The sequence below is a fragment of the Streptomyces flavusporus genome, assembly GCF_046267975.1.
In the GTDB taxonomy this organism is placed as follows: Bacteria; Actinomycetota; Actinomycetes; order Streptomycetales; family Streptomycetaceae; genus Streptomyces; species Streptomyces flavusporus.
This window is the reverse complement of record NZ_CP176503.1, coordinates 2,050,962-2,071,228: the sequence shown is the minus strand read 5'-3', so window position 1 is coordinate 2,071,228 and position 20,267 is coordinate 2,050,962. Positions and strand designations below refer to the sequence as shown.

Genomic DNA, 20,267 nt, shown 5'->3' with positions numbered 1-20,267 from the left:
AGGTCTATTCACCGCCCTGCCCGCGGAGCGCCCAGCGCCCACGCGACATCCCTGAGCAGCGCGTGCCGCCAGCCCGCTCGGTCATGCTCCGATGCCGACCGCGAAACCCGCACGGCCGCCCCGGCCTGTTCGGCCAGGGTCTCCACCAGCTCGCAGTGCGGCAGCATCCGCGTCTCGTGTTCCCCCACGTCGAACGCGACCCGCAGCCCGGACAGGTCGGGGCGCTCCCGCAGGCGCGCGGCGATGGCTCCGCCGACCGGGCCACCCAAGGGGTCCGCCAGGTCCATGGCGTCGCGTGTCCACCAGAACGACCCCGACTGGCAGGCGACGCGAGACACCAACTCCGGGTACTCCAGCGCCGCGTACATCGCGCTCAGCCCGCCGAGGCTCTGCCCGGCGACCACCAGCCGCTCCCGGTCGGCGGGTACGCCGCTCTCCGCCACCAGCGGCAGCAGTTCGTCCCGGATCGCCTCCCACGGCTCGGGCCTGCACCCGAACTCGGCCGCCCTGTCCTTGGCCGGAAGGAAGACGAGGGTGACCGGGGGCATCTCGCCACTGGCGACGGCCGAGTCGAACGCGGTCATGGCCGGGTGCAGGTACAGCCAGTCGTCCCCGTCGAGCAGCAGAACCACCGGTCCGCCGCCGCCCGCCGGGTGGACGCGCACCGTACGCCGCCCGCCGAGTCGTTCGCTGCTCCAGCGGAGCCGGGTACGCGGCAGGGGAAGGACGTCGGCCGCGCCGACGAGGGGCCAGTGCGGCTGGGCCGGGGCGTCCGGGGTCGCGGCGATGGACCGGTCACCGCCCGCACCGACCGGGTTGAACGGGTCGGCGTACGCCTCGTCGCCCACGAGGAACTGGTAGGTCACCCACAGCCGCGCAGGCATGCGCACCTCGGCGTACCAGCAGTCCGTGTCGCCCCATCGCCGCAGGGGGACCGGCTCCGACCAGCTCTCGAAGCCGATGCTCGCCGCTTCCGACCCGCGCCGCAGGAACAGGGTCACCCAACCGTCGCCGTCGGGAACCGACGCCGGTGTCCTCGCAGTCGCCCAGAACTCGTCGGTGCCGGGTGCGCCGGACAGTCCGAACGCGACGAAGGCGTCTTCCCCCACCAACCTCATGAACGTCTCCTTGTGGAGCGGAAACCGAGAAGGCTAAGCTCATTTTGATTAGGCGAGCCTAACCTAATTCTCCAGGAGGCCACCGCACATGAGCACCAACCCCTTCGACGACGCCGACGGTCGTTTCCTCGTCCTCGTGAACGACGAGGGCCAGCACTCGCTCTGGCCGTCCTTCGCGGACGTACCCGGGGGGTGGACGATCGCCTTCGAGGAGAACACCCGGGACGCCTGTCTGGAGTTCGTCGAGGCCAACTGGACGGACCTGCGCCCCCGTTCGCTCGCCGAGTCCATGGACGCCTGACGCCCGATGCTCAGCACCAGACTGACGAACGCCCGCTTCCTCACCATGGACCCCGGCCACCCCGTCGCCCACGACCTGGGCATCTGGCGGGGTCGGATCGTCGGCCTGGACGAGGCCGTGACCTCCCTGCCCGCCCGCGAGGTGATCGACCTGCAGGGCGCCACCGTGCTGCCCGGGTTCATCGACGCCCATGTCCACCTGGCCTGGACCGGGTTCAAGCAGAACACCCCGAGCATCGCGGGGTGCACACGGATCGACGACGTGCTCGCCATCGTGGAGGAGGCCGTCACCCGGAAGGGCTCGCCCGGCGCCTGGGTGAGCATCGCAGGCTACGACCAGCGGACCCTGGGCCGTCATCTGACCGCCGCCGAACTGGACAAGGTCAGCCACGGGCACAAGGTGTTCATGCTGCACGACTCCGGGCACGGCTGCGTCGTCAACTCCGCCGTACTCGACCTGCTCCCCGCCGACATCCCGCACGAGAACGGCTTCCTCGCCGAGGGCGCCATGGGCGCCGCCCGCGCACTGCGTCTGCCCCACTCCCAGGAGGAACTGGCCGAGGCGATCGGGCGCGCCGCCCGGACCTGCCTCGCCGAGGGCGTCACGGCCTGCGCCGAGGCCGGAATCGGCGGCACCCTCCTGGGCCACAGCCCGGTCGAGCTGGGCGCCTACCAACTCGCTGGCGAATCAGGCCTGTTGCCGTTGCGTGTGCAGCTCATGGTGTCCGCCGACCGGCTGCACCCGGTCGCCGCACACGAAGCCGACGGGATTCCCCGGGCCCTCGACCTCGGCCTGCGCACCGGCTTCGGCAACGACCGGCTCTCCGTGGGCGCACTGAAGATCTTCACCGACGGCGGCATGATGGCCCGGACCGCCGCGCTCAGCAGCCCGTACGAAGGGCTGGACCACACGGGCCAGTTGCAGGACGACCCGGACGTGCTCGCGGACATGATCGTGGACGGCCACCTCGCCGGGTGGCAGCTCGCCGTCCACGCGATCGGCGACCGCGCGGCCGACATCGCCCTCGACGCCCTGGAACGGGCCCAGCGCCTCCGGCCGCGCCCCGGCGCCCGGCACCGCATCGAGCACGCCGGCCTGATCCGCCCCGACCAGCTCCCACGCTTCGCGCAGCTCGGCATCAGTGCGGTCGTCCAGCCCAACTTCCTGCGCTACTTCGGCGACGACTACGCGGCGATCATGGGCGAGGAGCGAGCCCCGTGGCTCTACCGTGGCAGGGCGTTCCTGGACCACGGCATCACCCTGGTGGGCAGCTCCGACCGCCCCGTCACGGACGGATCCCCGCTGCGGGCCATCCAGTTCATGGTCGAGCGCGCCTCCGAGTCCGGCCAGGTGATCGGCCCGGACGAGGGCATCACCGTCGACGAGGCGCTGCGCGCCTACACGGTCGCCGGCGCCTTCGCCTGCCACTGGGAGGACAGCCTCGGAAGCCTCACCCCCGGCAAGCTCGCCGACCTGGTCGTACTCGGCGACGACCCCCGGCGCGTCGACACGTCACGCATCGGAGACATCGAGGTGGTGGCGACGTACGTCGACGGCCGCGAAACCGACGGGTCGGCGTGATGAGCAGGAAGGCGGCGGTCGTGGAGAGCTACGCGCACCTCTGGGAGGAAGATGGGCTCCCGCGTCGCTGGGTCGTCTGGAACACGGCCGGCGAGACCCTGGTCTTCGACAGGGAGACCAACTGCCCCGTGGACATCGGCGACGAGTCGGTTCTGCACGAGGTTCTGCGCAGGATGCGCGCAGCGGGCGTACCCGAGACCGACGACTATCCGGGCCGCCCGTGCGCGGAGGGCTGACCGGGCCGCATACGCTCCTCGCGCCGACGTTCTCTGTGCGCGTCGCCCGCCTGCGCGTGCACCCGGCCGGACCGGGGGAGGGCCGCAGGCCCGCAGGCGTTGTGTACAACTTCTGCGTGGCCGGGCAGAGGCAGGGAAGCGGAGTGGGAGCCGGGCTCCTGCGCGCCGTGCCGGCCTGTTCCTCCGGTACGGCTTCACGCCCACGACTGCGCGCCTGGCACCCCGGTCCTGGGCAGAGTCCCTGGACCCACGGCGCAATGCGCAGCTCCTCCTGACGGCCCGCTGCCGCGCGCGATGTGGTCACGCGTTCTTCGGCTCCCTGTGCAGGAGAAGACCGCGCAGCAGACCGTCCGTCAGGCAGACCACGCCGCTGCGTGCGGCCCACCGGAGGGCCAGGGCGTGCTCCTCGGCGGGGAAGTCGGCCACCGCGTCGGCGACGACGAACGGCTGGATGTCGTTCATGAAGGCGTCCGCCGCGGTCAGCAGGACGCCGAGGTGCGCGTACACCCCGCAGATGATCAGCTGGTCGCGGCCCTTCGACCGCAGCAGTCGGCCGAGACGGCTGCGCAGGAAGGCGTTGTGGCGCACGTTCGCCAGCAGATGCTCACCGGGTCGAGGCGTGAGGGGCTCCACGATCGCGGCGGCGTCCGGCTCGTCCCCGACCCCCGGCCCCCACATGTCGGCGACGAGCCCGCGCTGCCCCGGCGGCGGTGGGTGCAGGCCGCGTCGATCCTCCACTCCGACGGTGACGCCATGGACATCGCGGTCGTGGACGGGCGCATGGTCGGGGTCCGCGGCCGGGCGGACGACCGTGTCAACCGTGGCCGGCTGGGGCCGAAGGACCTCTTCGCGTGGCAGGCCAACGCCTCACCGGACCGTCTGACCAGGCCGCTGGTCCGGCAGGACGGGCGTCTCGTCGAGTGCGACCGGGCCACCGCCATGGAGCGGATCGTCGCCCGCTCGCGGGAACTGCTCGACGAACGCGGTCCGGGGTCGATCGGGTTCTACACCACCGGGCAGCTGTTCCTGGAGGAGTACTACACGCTCGCGGTGCTGGCCCGGGCCGGGATCGGTACCAACCACCTGGACGGCAACACCCGCCTGTGCACGTCCACGGCCGCCGAGGCGCTGAAGGAGTCCTTCGGCTGCGACGGGCAGCCGGGCGGCTACGACGACATCGACCACGCCGACGTGATCGCACTGTTCGGGCACAACATCGCCGAGACGCAACCCGTGCAGTGGATGCGCATCCTCGACCGGCTGGAGGGCGCCGACCCGCCCCGCCTGGTGTGCGTCGACCCGCGCCCCACACAGGTGGCCCGCAGGGCGGCCGTACACCTGGCTCCGCGGGCCGGTACGAACGTGGCCCTGCTCAACGCGCTGCTCCACGAGATCATCCGCACGGACCGCGTCGACCACGACTACATTGCGGCGCACACCGTCGGCTTCGAGGAACTCGCGTCCCGGGTGAAGGAGTGCACCCCCGAGTGGGCGGCCCGGATCTGCGACGTACCGGCCGCGCGGATCGGCGAGGCGGCGGAACTCCTCGGTACGGCCGGCAGGCTGCTGTCCACGGTGCTGCAGGGGGTCTACCAGTCCCACCAGGCCACCGCAGCCGCCGTACAGATCAACAACCTCCACCTGATCCGCGGCATGCTCGGGCGGCCGGGCGCCGGCGTCCTGCAGATGAACGGGCAGCCCACCGCCCAGAACACCCGCGAATGCGGCTGCAACGGCGACCTGCCGGGCTTCCGCAACTGGCAGAACGACAGCCACGTCTCCGACCTGGCGCGGGTGTGGAACGTCGAGCCGAAGACGATCCCGCACTACGCTCCGCCCACCCACGCGATGCAGATGTTCCGCTACGCGGAGCAGGGTTCGCTCCGGATGCTGTGGATCAGCGGCACCAACCCGGCGGTGTCGCTGCCGGAGCTGTCCCGCATCCGCTCGATCCTGGCCCAGGACCGCCTCTTCGTCGTCGTACAGGATCTGTTCCTCACCGAGACCGCCCAGCTGGCCGACGTGGTCCTGCCCGCGGCGACCTGGGGCGAGAAGACCGGCACCTTCACCAACGCCGACCGCACCGTGCACCTGTCCGACAAGGCCGTCGAACCGCCCGGCGAGGCCGAACCGGACCTGGACATCTTCCTCGACTACGCCACTCGCATGGACTTCCGCGACAAGGACGGCGGGCCACTGATCACCTGGCACGACCCGGAGTCCGCGTTCGAGGCGTGGAAACGGTGCAGCGCCGGCCGGCCGTGCGACTACACCGGCCTGACCTACGACAAGCTGCGCGGCGAGAGCGGCATCCAGTGACCGTGCAACGAACAGGCCCCTCAGGGCACGCAACGCCTCTGCACCGACGGGATCAGCTGGGCCCACCCGGACGTCTGCGAGACCTACGGCAAGGACCTGGTGACCGGTGCGACGGACGATGTGGTCGAATACCGCTCCCTCAACCCCGACGGCAAGGCCATGATCAAGGCGGCCGCCTACCTGCCGCCTCACGAAGAACCCGACGAGAAGTACCCGTTCCAGCTGACCACCGGCCGGACCGTCTACCACTTCCACACGCGGACGAAAACCGCGCGGACGCCCCAGCTGAACGCGGCCGCTCCCGACGTGTGGGTGGAGGCGTCCGCCACGGACGCGGCCACGCTCGGAATCGACGAAGGCGACCTGGTCGAGGTCACCACACCACGCGGCGCCGTGCGAGGGCGGCTGCGGGTGACCGACATCCGTCCGGGACTGCTGTTCGTCCCCTTCCACTACGGCTACTGGGACACCAAGGCCGGGCACGGCCCGGACGGCGACACACCCGCGCGTGCCGCGAACGAGACGACGATCACCGACTGGGATCCCGCTTCCAAGCAGCCGCTGTTCAAGACCGCCGCAGCCGCGCTGCGCCTCGTGGAACGCGGGGACGGCCACACCGCCCCCGCGCCGACCACCACCGCGTCCGCCCCCTCCCGCGCCGACGCCGTACCGGCCACCACCGGCGGAACGTCCGCCCTCGCGGGCCAGGCGAGCGACGCCAGCGGTAAGGAGGACACCGAGTGAACGGCATCACCCTCACCCTCCGCGCTCTCCACGACGGCGAGAAACACCTCGCCGAGCAGCTGACGACCGTGGCCGAACGCCATCGCACCGACCACGAGGTCCACCACGTCGCCACCGACCTCGCCGGCTGGTCCCGAGATCACATCCAACGCCTGGCCACCGCCGCCCACGAGCACGGCCTCGACCTCGGCGACGCTCCCGGGGCATCCTCCGTGGGCGTCCTGTCGACGCTCCGGGAGAAAGCGGCCGAAGCGGTGGGCCACCGCCCCGAGCGCCACCGCCCCGAGCCCGGTCTGCTGCTCCTGCGTGATCTGCGGGAGCTCCATCTGGGCGCCACGGAGAACTCCCTTCACTGGGAGATGCTCGCCCAGGCCGCGCAGGCCACCAAGGACGACGAACTCCTCGCCCTGGCCTCGGCATGCCATCCACAAACCCTGCGGCAGATGCGCTGGACCAACACCATGATCAAGAACCTCTCGCCCCAAGTCCTGACGAGCCTGTGACAATCAGGCACAGGGCACCAGGGGCCGGGGCGGGCTCATCCGCGCTCGCGGAGGTACGCCTCCAGCTCTGCGGCCCCGGTCAGCATCGCCCGCCCGCGGGCGGACAGCCGACCACGCCAGTCGCACAGTGCGGCCTCCAGCGGCTCCAGCCCGCCGGCCGCCCGCACCTGGGCGATCAGCGGGGCGATCTGCTCCAGCAGGTAGCCGCCCCGCCTGAGCTGGTGGGCCAGCCGGGCGTCCCGTACGTCGGCCTCGTCGTAGACGCGGTACCCGGTCCGCGGATCGCGGCGCGGACGCACCAGCCCGGCGCGCTCCCATTTGCGCAGCGTCGCGGGCCGGATTCCGAGCTTGTCTGCCAGCGGCCCGATGAACGTGCCGCCGGGCCCGGACACCGCGGCCGGCTCCGATCCCACACCGGGCTCGGGCGCAGTGGTGGGCTCCAGGTCGCGGAGGGCGCTCTCCACGGCCTGGAGGGTCCGCCGGTCGTCGAGGAGCTCGGCGTGGCTCTCGTCGATGAGGCGGAACGCCTCATCGACCGCGCCCTGGTTCACGGCCCGCATGATCGACGTCGCCGTCCGGTGGCCGTGGCCGGGCACCAGGGCAAGAAACGCGCGCAGGGCCCCCGCGTGCAGCGAGGTATAGGTGCGGTAGCCGTGGGGTGTGCGACCGGCGGCCGGAAGGATGCCGGCCTCCTCGTAGTTCCTGATCGCCTGCGTGGACAGACCGTGCCCGCGCGCCAGATCAACCGGCCTGAGTCGCTCGCCGTTTTGAAGGTTTCGTCCCATGGGCCTGCCGATATCACGGGGAAGTTTCAACCGAAGGTTCAACGATACCGTTGAAGGCATGGCTACTGACATCAAGGGCACCGCCCATGCCGTCGAGGCTGCCGCCGTCATGAGGCTGCTCCCGGCCCGGCCTCGGCTGCTCGCCCTGGGCGAGCCCACCCACGGCGAGGACACTCTGCTCGACCTGCGCAACGAGCTCTTCCGGCAGCTCGTCGAGCAGGAGGGCTACCGGACGATCGCGATCGAGAGCGACTGCATGATGGGCCTGGTCGTGGACGACCACGTCACCTCGGGAACGGGCACCCTCGACGAGGTCATGGAGCACGGATTCAGCCACGGCTGGGGCACCTCGGCGGCCAACCGGGAGTTCGTGCGCTGGATGCGCGCCTACAACGACGGCCGGCCGGCGTCCGAGCGGCTCCGTTTCGCCGGTTTCGACGGCCCGCTGGAGATCACCGGCGCCGCGAGCCCCCGGCAGGCCCTCACCGCACTCCACGGCTACCTCGCGGCCCGGGTGGACGCGGACCTGCTCCCCTGCACCGCGGAAACACTCGACCGCCTGCTCGGCACCGACGACCGGTGGACCAGTCCCGCCGCGATGATGGACCCGGCCCAGTCCGTGGGGCAGTCGGCCGAGGCCGGGGAGTTGCGGCTGCTTGCCGACGATCTGGTGGCGCTGCTCGACGCGCAGACGCCGCACCTGATCACGGCGACCTCGCGGGACGACTGGGACCGGGCGCGCCTGTACGGCCGCACCGCCACCGGCCTGCTGCGCTACCACTACTGGATGGCCGACACCTCACCGGCCCGCATGACCCGGCTGGTGGGCCTGCGGGATTCGATGATGGCCGCCAACCTGCTCGCCATCGCCGAGCAGGGACCGGCGCTGGTGCATGCCCACAACGGGCATCTCCAGCGGGACAAGAGCACGATGCGGATGGGCGACCTGCCGGTGGAGTGGTGGAGCGCCGGCGCGCTCGTGAGCGCCCGTCTGGGCGAGAGGTACGCCTTCCTGGCCACGGCCCTCGGCACGATCCGGCACCAGGGAGTGGACACGCCGCCGCCGGACACCCTCGAAGGACTCCTGTACGCGCTCCCGGAGGACCGCTGCGTCATCGACGTCCCGCGGCTGGCCACCGCCCTCGGCGACACGCGGCCCGCGCCCCGCGTATCCCCCTGGTTCGGCTACTCCCCGCTCGACCCGGCCCACCTGGCGGACAGTGACGGCATCGTGTTCGTCAAGGACGTCCCGCAGAGCTAGTGCCACCATCAGCAGTCCGGCCTGTCGGAGCGCCTCGGATGCACGGGGAGGCGTCCCGGCCGTCAACGGCGCATACGACCGCCCAGCGCCGGCCGCCCCAGGACGCCAGCAGGGGGGAAGGCTCGCGAACGCCGGTCAGCGGTCCTTGCCCACGGCCTTGCGTACGGTATCCCGGGTGCGGTCGACCAGGGCGGCGAGCGGGCCCAGGGTGAGGTTCTTCGCCGCGGACTCGGTGCCGGGGTGGGGGTGGGTGGGGGCCATGGCCTCGGCCGCGCGCAGGGCCGTGGCCATGGATGCCAGGCGGGCCTTGTCCGCGTGGCGGCGGATGTGGTTGAACTCGTAGCGTTCCTCGGCCCGGGCGTGGGCCATCACGTCCAGGCGCAGTGCCTGCAGTTCGGGCAGGAACGTCGGCTCGTCGACGTCCATGCCGTCCAGGCGGGACAGCAGCTCCTCGGCCTCCCGTTCCTCGGTCAGCCGGTCGTCGACCACCTTGTCGCCGTCCGGCACGGAGCTGCGCGTGAAGGGGTGCACGACCTCCTCCTCGGCCGTCTCGTGCACGGCGAGCAGGCGGACCAGGCGGCGGAAGGCGTCCCTGCGTTCGTCCCCGGTGGTCTGCTCGACCTCGTCGAAGAGGTTGCGGATGTCGCCGTGCTGGCGCATGAGCAGGGCGACGACGTCGGCGTCCGATGCGGTGATGCCGGCCATGTCCGTCACCTCTCCCGGGATGCGACGTCGGGGTGCGGGCCCTCGGTCTGGCGCCGGTACTCGCCGCCGAGCAGCTCGCGGTGCTGGGCCATCACCCGCTCGCTGGGCGGCTCCTCACCGCCGCGGATCTGCTCCTGCATCAGCTCGAACCGCTCGTGGGCGTCCCGGACGTAGCCCGTGCCCAGGGTGGTCAGGTCCATCTGGGTGTCGAGGAGGCCGCGGACGAACTGCTTGTTCTCCTCGAAGGTGAGCACGTTCGGCAGCTCCGGTGCGAGGATCTCCTGCGGTTCGCGGCCGTCGTGCCGGCGCATCAGCTCGCAGGCGAGTCGGAGGTGTTCGAGTTCCATGTTCAGGTGAAGTTCCCAGATCGCCTTCACCTTCGGGTCGGACTCCTGCTCCATGAAGGAGTGGTAGAGGTAGCACTCGTTGTACTCGTGGTTGACGAGCCGCTCCCACCACGTCTCGCCCGGGTCGACCAGCGACTCGTAGTGGGTGACGTGCTCCTCCTCGATTAGGCCGATCTCCTGGTAGAGCCGGCGGGCGATCGGCTCCATGTACTGGGGGCCGACGTTCATGTAGAAGTTCATGGTCTGCTGCTCCGCCGACATGATCGTCAGCGCGTGCAGCTTGGACAGCGGGTTGGTGGTCGAGCGGTCGTAGGGCTCGCGCACGTTGTCGTGCGGGTGGCGGTGGTGGAACTTGGTGGGCCGGCCCGGCATCACCTCGGTGAGGCCGTCGACGACCGACTCCGCCTTGCGGTGCTCGATCATCTCGTAGAGGTTGGCGTACCGGAACAGGTGGTCGAAGTCCTCCAGCACGCCGAACTCGTACGCCTGCCTCAGGTACGCGTCGGGCTCGTGCCGGGCGACCCAGCCGGTGAGGTCGACCGCGACCTGCTCGTAGGCGATGGTGGTCTCCAGGACGGAGGCGAGGCCGGGCAGCAGCCAGTTGACGGCCTTCTGCTGCTGGTGCTCGACGTAACGGACCTCGGCCAGCTGCCGTTTGACCCCGGGGTCCGGGCAGTGGCGGGCGAACTGGTGGCTGAAGAGGATCGCTTCGACCTCGATGCCGTTCATCGTGATGATCCGGCAGCGGGTGTACGGATCGGCGTGGTCGGGATCGATCGGCTCGACGTCCAGCTCCCGCCAGCTGCGCAGCTGGCGGTCGAGGGGGATGCCTTGGTGTTCGAGGGGGTTGAAGCCCGTGAAGGGTCTCCTCGGCTGACGGCCGGTACCGGGCCGTCGCCGGGTACCCACCGCCGTCCGGAGCCAACCGGCGAAGACGGCGGCGATCGGGCGGGATCAGCCAGTCGGCGGACGGCGTGGCGTTCGGCGGGTGGCTGGTACGGGCGGCAGTGGGCACGCGCAGGACGCGGTGGATCGCCGTGCGCAGTGCCGCAAGGATCCACGGGCCGCAGACCCCTCGAGCCCCCGCGGCGCCGGTCGCGGACGAAGGTTCTCAGGCGCCGAGCTGTGTCACAGCGGTGTCCAGACGAGCGGCAGTCTCCTTGAGATCACGCCGGGACGGTACGTCGGTGCCGAGCTGGGCGACGAGGTCGTCTCGGGCGATGATCTCCACGGCCCCTCGGTACCGTTCGCTGTCCAGCGCCGACGCGGGAACGACCTTGACGGTGCCGGCTGTGACGATCAGTGCGGGGTCATCGGCGTCGGATGCGAGCAGGGCCTCGATCTGCTCAGGCGTGATCACGAGGGTGCGTCCTTCCCGGCTTCGAGCGGTGGGGCGGGGGACAGCAGCGCCGTTGCGGCCCTGTCGTGCAGGGAATCCAACGTCTGGATCTGCTGCCCCGCCCTTTGCCGCAGCTGCTCCAGCCGGTCGGAGTCCAGCCGTGAGTCCTGTGCCGCCGTGGAGAGCAGGGCGCGCCAGAGCAACGCCTTGCCCTGCACCCCCAGCCGCAGTGCTTCGAGCTCAACCAGCACGGTGAGTCCGGAGCGACGCAGCAGGCGGCCGTTGGGCTTCACACGCCCGATCTTCTCGCCCAGCCATGCCCCGTAGACCATGTAGTGCTTTACGGGAACATCGAGGTCTGCCAGGAGCCGCAGCAGAGCCTGCCGGTCCTGCGAGATCTCCGCCGCCAGGGTCTTCAAGTCGTCGCCGTATCCCGAATCTCCGTGCTCCTGGACCATGCGCCGGGCGAGCTCTGCGCCGGCCGTCGCACCGGCCAGGTGATCATTGAGATAGATGTCCAGCCTTCTTTGCCGCGTCCCACCATCGCCGGTGCCTGATGCTGACATGCTCATGGTTTCCCCCAGGGTTCTCGAACCTGTCGATGGTGACCGAGTGCCCCGGCTGCGCCAGGCAACCGCTGTCCGGCGATCGAACGCTCAACTCCAACCCTCGACGCGGGGGGCATGGGCCGGTCCACGCAGTTATGTCGGCCGTACTGTCATGCCGCGACCGGCCCGACTCCGGCGCGTGTGACGGGCCCGGGCACGTCCGTCGGCCGTGTACCAGCCCACCCCCAGCACCACGGCCATGGCCGCCTCCACCACGTCGCCGCCGTAGTACATCCACTGGACCCCGCTGTGCAGGTCGGCAGTGGTGAAGCCGGTGCCGGGCGCCGGCACGGCATACAGGGTCTTGGCCAGCACACCGTGTGCGGCGCCGGCGGCGAGCAAGGTTGCACCGCGGACGGCGTAACTCCAGCGGCGGCGTACCGGATCGAGCTGACACACGGCGAAGGCGAACAGCAGCCCGGCCGCCAGCATGTGCGCGTGCACCACGCCGTGCAGCACCGGCTGGTGTCCCATGGCCGCGAACAGCTCTGTGCGGTACAGCAGCCACAGGCCGCCCACATCCAGCAGTGCCGCCAGCGGAGGGAAGACGAGCCAGCCGGCGGGACGGGAGTGCGCGAGGGCCAGCAGGAACCGTCGCGCTCGTCCGGGCGCGAGGGCCCGCAGGGCGAGGGTGAGGGGGCGGGCCAGAACGAGCAGCAGCGGGGCGGCCATGCCCACGACCAGGTGCTGGAGCATGTGCCCGGTGAAGGGGCCTCCCGGCAGCCCTCCCACCGCCGCCCAGGCCGTTCCGGTGCCCCCAGCGGCGAACGACACATCCCGCCACCGCGGCCAGGCGTCCCCGCGGCGCCGCAGACGCCCTGCGGACAGCACATAGGCGACGGCCACCAGCAGCGCAGCCACGGCGGTGAGCAGCTCGGCCGTCCCGGGGCCGGTGGCCGGGCCCGGGTGGACGTGCGAAGGGGTCACGATGCCGACCCGGCCCCGCTGCGGCGGGCCGCATGCACGGCGAGGACCACGCCGACGAGCAGCAGGATCAGGCCGGTGATGTTCCACGCCCAGTCGTAGGGGGTGACCTCCACGCCGTAGCGGATCTGGTGCAGGCGCAGCAGCTTGTGGTCCACGATCCCGTCGAACAGCTGGAAGATCCCCAGGCCCAGGAAGAACCCCGCCCACGCGTGGGCCGGTGCCAGGGCCTGGCGACGGCGCAGATCGGCGTGCAAGAAGAACCCGGCGACCAGCGCCAGCAGCTCGGCGCTGTGCAGCAGTCCGTCGGACAGCAGGCCCACGCTGGTGGTGGAACGGTCGTAGAAATGGTGCCAGCCCAGGATCTGGTGAAAGACGATCTCGTCGACCGCGGCCATCACCGCCGCTCCGATCAGCGCCCACACGGCCATCGACCTCCGGGGCTCAGGGCGCGCGCCCGAGGCGGCGTTCGACTGGGCCGATTCCTTCATGGGCATCTGCCTTCCTGCTGTGCAGGGGCGCCGGCTGCTGCCCGCCACGACGGCGCAGTCGATGGCTGCAAGCCCGCCGATCGCGGAGAACGAGCACACAGAACGCGGCCACGAACGCCAGTGCCCGGATACCCTGCACATCCAGCGCAGCGTTCGGACCAGTGGTACTGATGCCCTCGGCAGCACCGTGGGGCCTCAGCCGGACTGCCCCATGGCCTTCCGGACCGCGTCGCGTGTGCGGTCGATGACGGAGGCCAGCGGGCCGACTGCGATGTTGGCTGCGGCGGTCTCCACTCCCGGATGCGGGTGGGTGGGGGCCATGGCCTCGGCGGCTTTGACGGCCGTGGCCATCGCGGAGAGCTTTCCGGCGTCGGTGTGCTCTTTGAGTCGGGTGAACTCTTCGCGTTCTTCCGCTTCTGCATGTGCGATCACTGATTCGCGAAGGGCGAGGAATTCGGACATGAAGCCGGGGTCTTCCGGGTCCACGTCGTCCAGGCGGCTGAGCAGTTCCTTTGCCTGCCGCTCTTCCTCCAGCCGTTCGGCGACGACCCGCTCACCGCCCTCGAAGGCGCCGCGGGCCGTCGGGTGGACGACCTCTTCCTCCGCGGTTTCGTGGACCGCCAGCAGTCGCACGAGGCTGCGCCATGCGTCACGGCGCTGGTCGCCCGTGCTGTTGTGTACCTCGTCGAACAGTTCGCGGATGGCCACATGCTGGGTCTTCAGCAGGGCCACCACGTCGTCGTCCGGTCCGATCTGGGAAGTCCGGTCTGTGTCGGTCATTTCCTGTCTCCCTGTGCGGACTGAGCCGGGCTTCAACCCGGTCGGTGTTTCCTTGCCATCCCCGGCGCGGCGGCTTGCGCGGCGCAAAGGGACGACATTTCACCCGCCCGGAGGGAGTGACACACCGGTGAGTGGCCGAGTCGCCGGTACGGCGTCCATACGCCAAGCCGTCGCTTCGCCCCTTTGGTCCTGGTCCAGCCTTGCCCCGCTGTCCTTCGTCTCGGCCTGTCCCTCAGGGAGCGGACGAGTCATGGACCGGGCCCACAGTGCCGGGATCGCGTTGATCGGCGGTGAAGGCAACGCCTTGCCGGTGGAATCAGGAAGCGGCGACCGGTGGAGCGTCCCGTGTCCTGCGCCATGCGAGGCCTGGTCCTCTCGGCCATGGGCGTCCGTCCGGGGCGGTGGGCCGACGGGTGGTCGGCGGCCGGGGCGAACGCGGCATGTCGCTGGCCGGGGCCGGTGGGGCCGGCCAGGGCGTCGGCGACGGCTCCGGTGGTGAAGGCGTGGACGGCCTTGTGCAGCAGGCCGACGGCCAGTTCCCGTCGAGACCAGGTCTGTGGCGGGGCGCCGACGCAGGTGGCGTTGGTCAGGATCTGGTCGTTGGCGAGCCGTACGACGGCGAACTGGGCCGAGGCCCACGGCCCACGGAGCCCGGCGTGCGCCATGGCCGAGCGCAGGATGCCCAGGAGGGCGCCCTGGCCGAAGTGCATGGTCAGATTCACCCACTGCGGCTGCCGGCCGGGCCGCTCGCTCATGCCGGTCAGGCGTTGGAGGACCCGTGCCGGAACGTGAGAGTCCGGTCGGCCGGTGAGGCGCTGTTCCGCATTCTCCCCCAGCGTCACTCAGAGCCCGACGCCCGCCTGCCCTGCGGCCGCTGCCCGGCCACCATGGCGCCCGGACCCTGCGCAGCCCGCTGCCCGCCTCGCCGGAACGCTGCCGGGAGAAGTCACGCCCATCGTGTCGGCTTCCGCTACGAGGTCTCGGATGCCCGGACAGAGGAGTCCGGCCGCGTGGCGTGGGTACTCGTCCCTGCGCACTCGGGCATCACGCAACCTCGGAGGTGCCAGGAATGACTACCTCTCCCCGGTCATCCATAGAAACCCATCCCGACATCCTCGACATGCGCGCGCGCCACGAGATGGCGGAGCGCGCAGCGACCACTCCCCAGGCGCAGTCCGTGGAGACGCTGGCTCTCCTCACGGGCCTGTATCTGGCGGCATCGCCGTGGATCGCGGGGTTCAACGGCCTCACGACACTGGCCGTCAACAACCTGATCGTCGGCATCGCCTACGCCGTCCTGATGAGCGGTGGCTTCGGGCGTGCCTACGAGCGCACGCACAGCATGGCGTGGGCGGCCTGTGCACTTGGTGCATGGACCATCATCGCTCCCTGGGTCGTCGCAGGTGACGTCAGCACTACGAGGTCCATCGTCAACAACGTCATCGTTGGCATTGTCGCCCTGCTGCTGGGACTGGCAGCCAGCGCCGCCGCCCGCTCAACCCGCTCACCTCGGTCAACCGGCCGAGACCGCGGCATGCCGACTGCCTAGAGGCCCGTCGGCCAACCTGCAGGCAACTCCTGTGATCCCGCCGCCCGCCGCCCGCCGGCGACGGGCGGGCAGGTACGCCCGGCTCCGGCGACACCGCGTCCCACGACCGGCGCCCCGGTGGTGGGCCACGTGCGCTTCTGCGTGGCCGATGGGTCCGGCCGATGTCCAGACCCATCGGGGGCTTCCGTGCGTGCTCAGACGGGAAGCGGGGTGAGCAGGTACCACAGCGTACTGATGGCGCCGACGCAGGCCATGACGGCGCAGGCGCATGCGACATGGCGTTTGCGCAGGTCGCGTCGGAGGACGGCGTAACGGTCTTCGTACTCCTGGCGGAGCTCGACGGCCCGTTGAGCTGTGGCCTGCAGCATCCGGCGGGTGAGGTCGATCCGCTGCTCGATGTAGTGGTGTGTCACCTCCTCGGCCTGGGCCGTGGTCAGCCAGGGCATCCTGGCGCACAGCGCCTTGGCCTCCCGGCGCGCGTCGCGGTGGTGGGCCTGGGCCAGGAGGTATCCCTCGGCTTCGGCGGCGAGGGCCGAGGCATGGTCGGCCTGCGAGTGACTGCCGCTGCCCTGGATCATGACCGTTCGCCTTCGTGTCCTGCGGCGTCGATCACGTCGCGCCGACCGGTGAACGCTTTCTGTTCGAGTTGGGCGATGTCGGGGTGGTGCAGGTCGAAGGCGGGGGATTCAGAGCGGATGCGAGGCAGCGCGTGGAAGTTGTGGCGGGGCGGCGGGCAGGAGGTGGCCCACTCCAGGGAACGGCCGTAGCCCCAGGGGTCGTCGACCTCCACCCGCTCGCCGTACTTGGCGGTCTTCCAGACGTTGTAGAGGAACGGCAGCGTGGACAGGCCCAGCAGGAAGGAGCCGATGGAGGAGACGGTGTTGAGGGCGGTGAAGCCGTCGGCGGCGAGGTAGTCGACATAGCGGCGGGGAAATCCCTCGGCGCCGAGCCAGTGCTGGACCAGGAACGTGGCATGGAAGCCGACGAACAGCGTCCAGAAATGGATCTTTTCCAGGCGCTCGTCGAGCATGGTCCCGGTCATCTTCGGCCACCAGAAGCTGAAGCCGCCGAACATCGCGAAGACGATGGTGCCGAAGAGCACGTAATGGAAGTGCGCGATCACGAAGTAGCTGTCGGTGACGTGGAAGTCCATCGGCGGCGAGGCCAGGATCACTCCGGACAGGCCGCCGAAGAGGAACGTGACGAGGAAACCGGCCGCCCACAGCATCGGCGGCTCGAAGGACACCGAGCCCCTCCACATCGTGCCGATCCAGTTGAAGAACTTCACGCCGGTCGGTACGGCGATCAAGAAGCTCATGAAGGCGAAGAACGGCAGCAGCACCGCTTGGGTGGCGAACATGTGGTGGGCCCACACCGTTACAGACAGTCCGGTGATGGCGATGGTGGCCCCGATCAGGCCCGTGTAGCCGAAGATCGGCTTGCGGGAGAACACCGGAATGATCTCGGTGACCACGCCGAAGAAGGGCAGCGCGAGGATGTAGACCTCTGGGTGGCCGAAGAACCAGAACAGGTGCTGCCACAGGATTGCCCCGCCGTTGGCGGGGTCGAAGATGTGCGCGCCGAACTTCCGGTCCGCCTCCAAGGCGAGCAGGGCCGCGGCCAGAATGGGAAAGGCGAGCAGGACCAGCACCGAGGTGAGCAGCACGTTCCAGGTGAAGATCGGCATTCTGAACATGGTCATGCCGGGGGCGCGCATGCAGATGATGGTGGTGATGAAGTTGACCGCGCCGAGGATGGTGCCGAACCCGGACAGCGCCAGCCCCATGATCCACAGGTCGCCCCCCAGCTGAGTGGTGCGCTCGCCGCCGCTGAGGGGGGTGTAAGCGGTCCAGCCGAAGTCGGCGGCGCCCTCGGGGGTCAGGAAGCTGCCGAGCGCGATCAGGCCGCCGAAGAGGAACAGCCAGTAGGAGAGCATGTTCAGGCGCGGGAAGGCCACATCCGGGGAGCCGATCTGCAGAGGCATGATCGCGTTGGCGAAGCCGGCGAACGTCGGCGTCGCGAACAGCAGCAGCATGATCGTGCCGTGCATGGTGAACGCCTGGTTGTACTGCTCGTTGGACAGCAGTTGCAGTCCCGGCCGGGCCAGCTCCGCCCGGATCGCCATCGCCAGCGCGCCGCCGATCAGGAAGAACCCGAACGACGTCATCAGGTAGAGGTGGCCGATCTTCTTGTGATCGGTCGTGGTCACCCAGGTGATGAGCACCTCGCCCCGACTGCGGCGCTTCGCCGCCGGTACTGGAGCAACCGGTTCAGCATGTGTCGCCATCAAGTCCCTCAATCGACAGCAATCGGTGCATATATGGGTATGGCGGAGGCAATGGGGCCTTGCCGCGCAGGTCCGGTCTTGTTGTTGGGCAGCGCGTAACCGTCCCAGCGGAAACTAGTCCTGCCAAATCGTCATAACCACCTGCATCAGCTGCCTTTGGGCTGAACGGTTGACTTATCCATTAGTTCGTGTGGAATGTCTGGTTATGCTCAGGTGAGGACTGGGTGAGCCGTACGGGCTGCTCGATCCACCGGCGACGAGTTTCCCGCTGTTGGAAGGGAGGCGAAGCCGACAAGGACGATCCGTCCGTACGGCTGGCATCAACCTGTTCCACATAGCCGCGGTCGTCGGTGCGGTGCTGCCGCAGATCCGCCCACAGCCCCTCGTCGGCCCCTCATCGTGCGTCACTCCTGGCGTTGCTCTTGCCGGGGGCGGTGCGCAGCCAGGCGGCGATCCATCCGGTCTGCATCGCGGCGTCGAGGAAGTACGTGGGCCGGATCCGGCCCTTGGGTACGTAGATCAGATCGATGGCCAGCAAGGTGAGGGAGGTGCCCAGACCGATGCGGCGGGCATGGGCCGGGCCCTGCGGGGCCGCAGCCGCCGCGAGCTGGGCGACGCCGGCGGAGACCAGCAGACCGCCCGTCGTCATCTGCAGCCAGACGTCGGTCTTCGGGCCGAACACCCACTCGAAGCTGCGCAGATGCAGCAGTGGCCACAGCCCGCCCACGACGTTGAACGCGCCGTGCGCCACCGCGACCGTGTCCGCCCGCTCCGGCACTCTCGCCCTGCCCATGGGTCATCCCTTCGTCTGCCGGGTCGCCCGGGTACCCGGCCGACCCGGCAGGGAAACGAAGGTCACTGACCCAACTCCACCGTCGTCGTGACCCGCGTGAGGGTGGGATTGCGGGGCACCGAACCGAACCCGAAGCGCACCGGCGGATCGACGGGCGCCATCGCACCGAGGTCGAGGCCCTCGAAGACCGCCGACACCGCGCCGACCGGCCGCAGATCCCGCACGCCGTACCACTCGCGGCGGCCCGCACCGGCACGGCCACGGGTCCGCACATGGGTCGGCAGCAGGCGGGCGGGCCAGTCCGTCAGCGCAGCCCAGACCGGGCGGGCGGCGAGTACGCCGGGCACGGCCCGCAGCAAGATCCCCGGGAGCCCTCGGCGACCGGCGGTGAAGCACAGGTCGAGTGGGCCGGCGGTGACGGTCCAGGTGCCGTGCGCGATGCTCACGTCGACCGGCACGACGCGCACCGTGTCGAAGGTGTAGGTGCCGCGCACGAAGTCAGCCGTCCGGTGCGAGGGGGCCAGCAGCAGCCGTTCCCCGTCGGCCCGCTCGATCATCACGTCGCTGAACGGCCCGAACGGCGACCGGTGCCAGTGCCCCAGCACGATACGCGTCCCGGACGAAGTGCCCATGCCTGTGATCCAGCCGTCGAAGCGCAGCCGCGGGCGCCGTCCGGGTGCGCCGCGTGTGCGGCCCATGGTCCTACTCCCCGTACAGACCTGGCGTCGGAACACACGGCCTGGACGCCCCGAGCCGCACGTGCCGTACTCCTTCGGAGAAGTGCACCACGGGCTCGGCGCTGGGCGCGGGAAGCCCTGCCGCGGTGGTCAGGGTCTCCTCGAACACGTCGATGACGGCGTCCCTCAGCGGCCAGGGCTCATGTTCGACCGGCGTCTCCCAGAGCATGCCGAATCGGCGTGTGTACGCCCGCCAGCGCGAGGTCAGCCAGACGTCTCGCTCGGCGGGCGTGATCGGTTCGCCGGGCCGGACGACCAGGCGGTAGGACGCTCCGCCGACCCATCTCGACCCTTCATAGGAGACGGCGTCCCCGTTGACGGAAACACGCAGGGTGCCTGGATTGTACGGCGCGCCGACGGCCCGGGCCGCCAGCATCAGCGGGCAGGCCACCTCGATGCACAGGAACCACAGCCCGTCCCGCCCGGCCCGGCGCCGGACGTAGGTTCGCAGGTTGGTCTCCGCGAACGTCGGCAGCCCGGGCAGCACTGCGGGTACGCCGGGAGGGCGCAGGTCCGCCATGACGAAGGAGGTGAGCCCGACCCACGCCACACCGTCGTATTCGTCCACGACCAGTTCCTCGGGCAGCAGCGCCTGGACATCGTCCGGTGGGAAAGGCCAGTGGACGAACGTCTGCCTCAGCCAGCGGGCCCCGAGTGCGGGAACGAACACCCGCTGCTCGGCTCCATACGCGACCACACACGGCGAGTCCCACGTCGTGGTCAGCCGAAACGCCCGGCCGGACTTCTCGTGGTGGCAGCGCGGGTGATCCGTGCCCCTGTCAGCCGTTCGGGGACCTTCCGCTGCCGTGCAGGATCGGTCTGGTGTCCGGCGGCTACCGGAAGGCCGCCGAAGAGGCAG

At 70.2% G+C, this 20,267-nt stretch carries 22 protein-coding genes and 1 pseudogene; 7 read left to right on the top strand and 16 right to left on the bottom strand.

From position 1 onward, the window contains the following. Positions 1-8 precede the first annotated feature (8 nt). Entirely contained in the window at positions 9-1,118 is a 1,110-nt protein-coding gene (locus ACKTSN_RS09845; RefSeq protein ID WP_409468736.1) for an alpha/beta hydrolase-fold protein, read from the bottom strand. Between the two features lie 88 nt (positions 1,119-1,206). Between ACKTSN_RS09845 and ACKTSN_RS09840 the strand changes: the two genes are divergently transcribed. From ACKTSN_RS09840 to ACKTSN_RS09830, 3 genes are read left to right on the top strand one after another with little or no spacing between them, the layout of a single operon-like run. Next, entirely contained in the window at positions 1,207-1,419 is a 213-nt protein-coding gene (locus ACKTSN_RS09840; protein WP_129801476.1) for an MbtH family protein, read from the top strand. A gap of 6 nt (positions 1,420-1,425) precedes the next feature. Then, positions 1,426-3,000, top strand: a complete 1,575-nt coding sequence (locus ACKTSN_RS09835; RefSeq protein WP_409468735.1) for an amidohydrolase — start codon at positions 1,426-1,428, stop codon at positions 2,998-3,000. Beyond that, complete coding sequence (locus ACKTSN_RS09830) at positions 3,000-3,236, top strand: hypothetical protein (RefSeq protein WP_409468734.1); 237 nt, start codon at positions 3,000-3,002, stop codon at positions 3,234-3,236. The genes ACKTSN_RS09835 and ACKTSN_RS09830 overlap by 1 nt, the downstream gene beginning before the upstream one ends. A 300-nt stretch (positions 3,237-3,536) precedes the next feature. Here the strand turns inward: ACKTSN_RS09830 and ACKTSN_RS09825 are convergent, their stop codons facing one another. Then, positions 3,537-3,974 carry an isochorismatase family protein gene (locus ACKTSN_RS09825; RefSeq protein ID WP_409468733.1) on the bottom strand — a complete coding sequence of 146 codons (438 nt, stop codon included), beginning with the start codon at positions 3,972-3,974 and terminating at the stop codon, positions 3,537-3,539. Here ACKTSN_RS09825 and ACKTSN_RS09820 point away from each other — a divergent pair. Then, a pseudogene (locus tag ACKTSN_RS09820) lies at positions 3,933-6,299 on the top strand (molybdopterin oxidoreductase family protein). The gene ACKTSN_RS09825 and the pseudogene ACKTSN_RS09820 overlap by 42 nt on opposite strands. Next, on the top strand, positions 6,296-6,802 hold the full coding sequence (locus ACKTSN_RS09815) for a hypothetical protein (protein ID WP_409468732.1): 507 nt from the start codon (positions 6,296-6,298) through the stop codon (positions 6,800-6,802). The pseudogene ACKTSN_RS09820 and the gene ACKTSN_RS09815 overlap by 4 nt, the downstream one beginning before the upstream one ends. 35 nt (positions 6,803-6,837) lie before the next feature. On the opposite strand, the gene ACKTSN_RS09810 is transcribed toward ACKTSN_RS09815, so the two are convergent. Then, positions 6,838-7,587 (bottom strand): TioE family transcriptional regulator, encoded by a 750-nt coding sequence (locus ACKTSN_RS09810; RefSeq protein ID WP_409468731.1) that lies wholly within the window; start codon positions 7,585-7,587, stop codon positions 6,838-6,840. A gap of 58 nt (positions 7,588-7,645) precedes the next feature. On the opposite strand from ACKTSN_RS09810, the gene ACKTSN_RS09805 reads away from it, so the two are divergent. After that, a complete protein-coding gene (locus ACKTSN_RS09805; RefSeq protein WP_409468730.1) occupies positions 7,646-8,848 on the top strand; it encodes an erythromycin esterase family protein in 1,203 nt (400 codons plus the stop codon). Positions 8,849-8,983: 135 nt separating this feature from the next. On the opposite strand, the gene ACKTSN_RS09800 is transcribed toward ACKTSN_RS09805, so the two are convergent. The 8 genes from ACKTSN_RS09800 to ACKTSN_RS09765 form a co-directional block, all read right to left on the bottom strand. Then, positions 8,984-9,553 carry a hemerythrin domain-containing protein gene (locus tag ACKTSN_RS09800; RefSeq protein WP_409468729.1) on the bottom strand — a complete coding sequence of 190 codons (570 nt, stop codon included), beginning with the start codon at positions 9,551-9,553 and terminating at the stop codon, positions 8,984-8,986. A 5-nt stretch (positions 9,554-9,558) separates the two neighbouring features. Continuing rightward, entirely contained in the window at positions 9,559-10,809 is a 1,251-nt protein-coding gene (locus tag ACKTSN_RS09795) for a hypothetical protein (protein WP_409468728.1), read from the bottom strand. A 202-nt stretch (positions 10,810-11,011) separates the two neighbouring features. Then, a complete protein-coding gene (locus tag ACKTSN_RS09790; RefSeq protein ID WP_409468727.1) occupies positions 11,012-11,260 on the bottom strand; it encodes a hypothetical protein in 249 nt (82 codons plus the stop codon). Then, positions 11,257-11,805 carry a hypothetical protein gene (locus ACKTSN_RS09785; protein ID WP_409468726.1) on the bottom strand — a complete coding sequence of 183 codons (549 nt, stop codon included), beginning with the start codon at positions 11,803-11,805 and terminating at the stop codon, positions 11,257-11,259. The genes ACKTSN_RS09790 and ACKTSN_RS09785 overlap by 4 nt, the downstream gene beginning before the upstream one ends. Positions 11,806-11,940: 135 nt before the next feature. After that, positions 11,941-12,774 carry a cytochrome c oxidase assembly protein gene (locus ACKTSN_RS09780; protein ID WP_409468725.1) on the bottom strand — a complete coding sequence of 278 codons (834 nt, stop codon included), beginning with the start codon at positions 12,772-12,774 and terminating at the stop codon, positions 11,941-11,943. Then, the gene (locus ACKTSN_RS09775; protein WP_409474787.1) at positions 12,771-13,262 is read right to left on the bottom strand and encodes a DUF2243 domain-containing protein; all 492 of its coding nucleotides are present in this window, start codon (positions 13,260-13,262) and stop codon (positions 12,771-12,773) included. The genes ACKTSN_RS09780 and ACKTSN_RS09775 overlap by 4 nt, the downstream gene beginning before the upstream one ends. A gap of 195 nt (positions 13,263-13,457) precedes the next feature. After that, positions 13,458-14,042 carry a hemerythrin domain-containing protein gene (locus ACKTSN_RS09770; RefSeq protein WP_409468724.1) on the bottom strand — a complete coding sequence of 195 codons (585 nt, stop codon included), beginning with the start codon at positions 14,040-14,042 and terminating at the stop codon, positions 13,458-13,460. A gap of 248 nt (positions 14,043-14,290) precedes the next feature. After that, on the bottom strand, positions 14,291-14,797 hold the full coding sequence (locus tag ACKTSN_RS09765; RefSeq protein WP_409468723.1) for a hypothetical protein: 507 nt from the start codon (positions 14,795-14,797) through the stop codon (positions 14,291-14,293). A 314-nt stretch (positions 14,798-15,111) separates the two neighbouring features. Here ACKTSN_RS09765 and ACKTSN_RS09760 point away from each other — a divergent pair, with 314 nt between their 5' ends. Beyond that, entirely contained in the window at positions 15,112-15,591 is a 480-nt protein-coding gene (locus ACKTSN_RS09760; protein ID WP_409468722.1) for an SPW repeat protein, read from the top strand. 194 nt (positions 15,592-15,785) lie between these two features. On the opposite strand, the gene ACKTSN_RS09755 is transcribed toward ACKTSN_RS09760, so the two are convergent. From ACKTSN_RS09755 to ACKTSN_RS09735, 5 genes are all read right to left on the bottom strand, one after another. Then, positions 15,786-16,169: a hypothetical protein gene (locus ACKTSN_RS09755; RefSeq protein WP_409468721.1), complete on the bottom strand. Its 384-nt coding sequence runs from the start codon at positions 16,167-16,169 to the stop codon at positions 15,786-15,788. Then, on the bottom strand, positions 16,166-17,878 hold the full coding sequence (gene ctaD / locus ACKTSN_RS09750; protein ID WP_409468720.1) for an aa3-type cytochrome oxidase subunit I: 1,713 nt from the start codon (positions 17,876-17,878) through the stop codon (positions 16,166-16,168). Before ctaD ends, ACKTSN_RS09755 begins: the two co-directional genes overlap by 4 nt. A gap of 394 nt (positions 17,879-18,272) precedes the next feature. Further along, the gene (locus ACKTSN_RS09745; RefSeq protein ID WP_409468719.1) at positions 18,273-18,671 is read right to left on the bottom strand and encodes a hypothetical protein; all 399 of its coding nucleotides are present in this window, start codon (positions 18,669-18,671) and stop codon (positions 18,273-18,275) included. Between the two features lie 62 nt (positions 18,672-18,733). Continuing rightward, a complete protein-coding gene (locus ACKTSN_RS09740; RefSeq protein WP_409468718.1) occupies positions 18,734-19,369 on the bottom strand; it encodes a hypothetical protein in 636 nt (211 codons plus the stop codon). Positions 19,370-19,373: 4 nt separating this feature from the next. Beyond that, positions 19,374-20,105, bottom strand: a complete 732-nt coding sequence (locus tag ACKTSN_RS09735) for a YqjF family protein (RefSeq protein ID WP_409468717.1) — start codon at positions 20,103-20,105, stop codon at positions 19,374-19,376. Positions 20,106-20,267 lie beyond the last annotated feature (162 nt).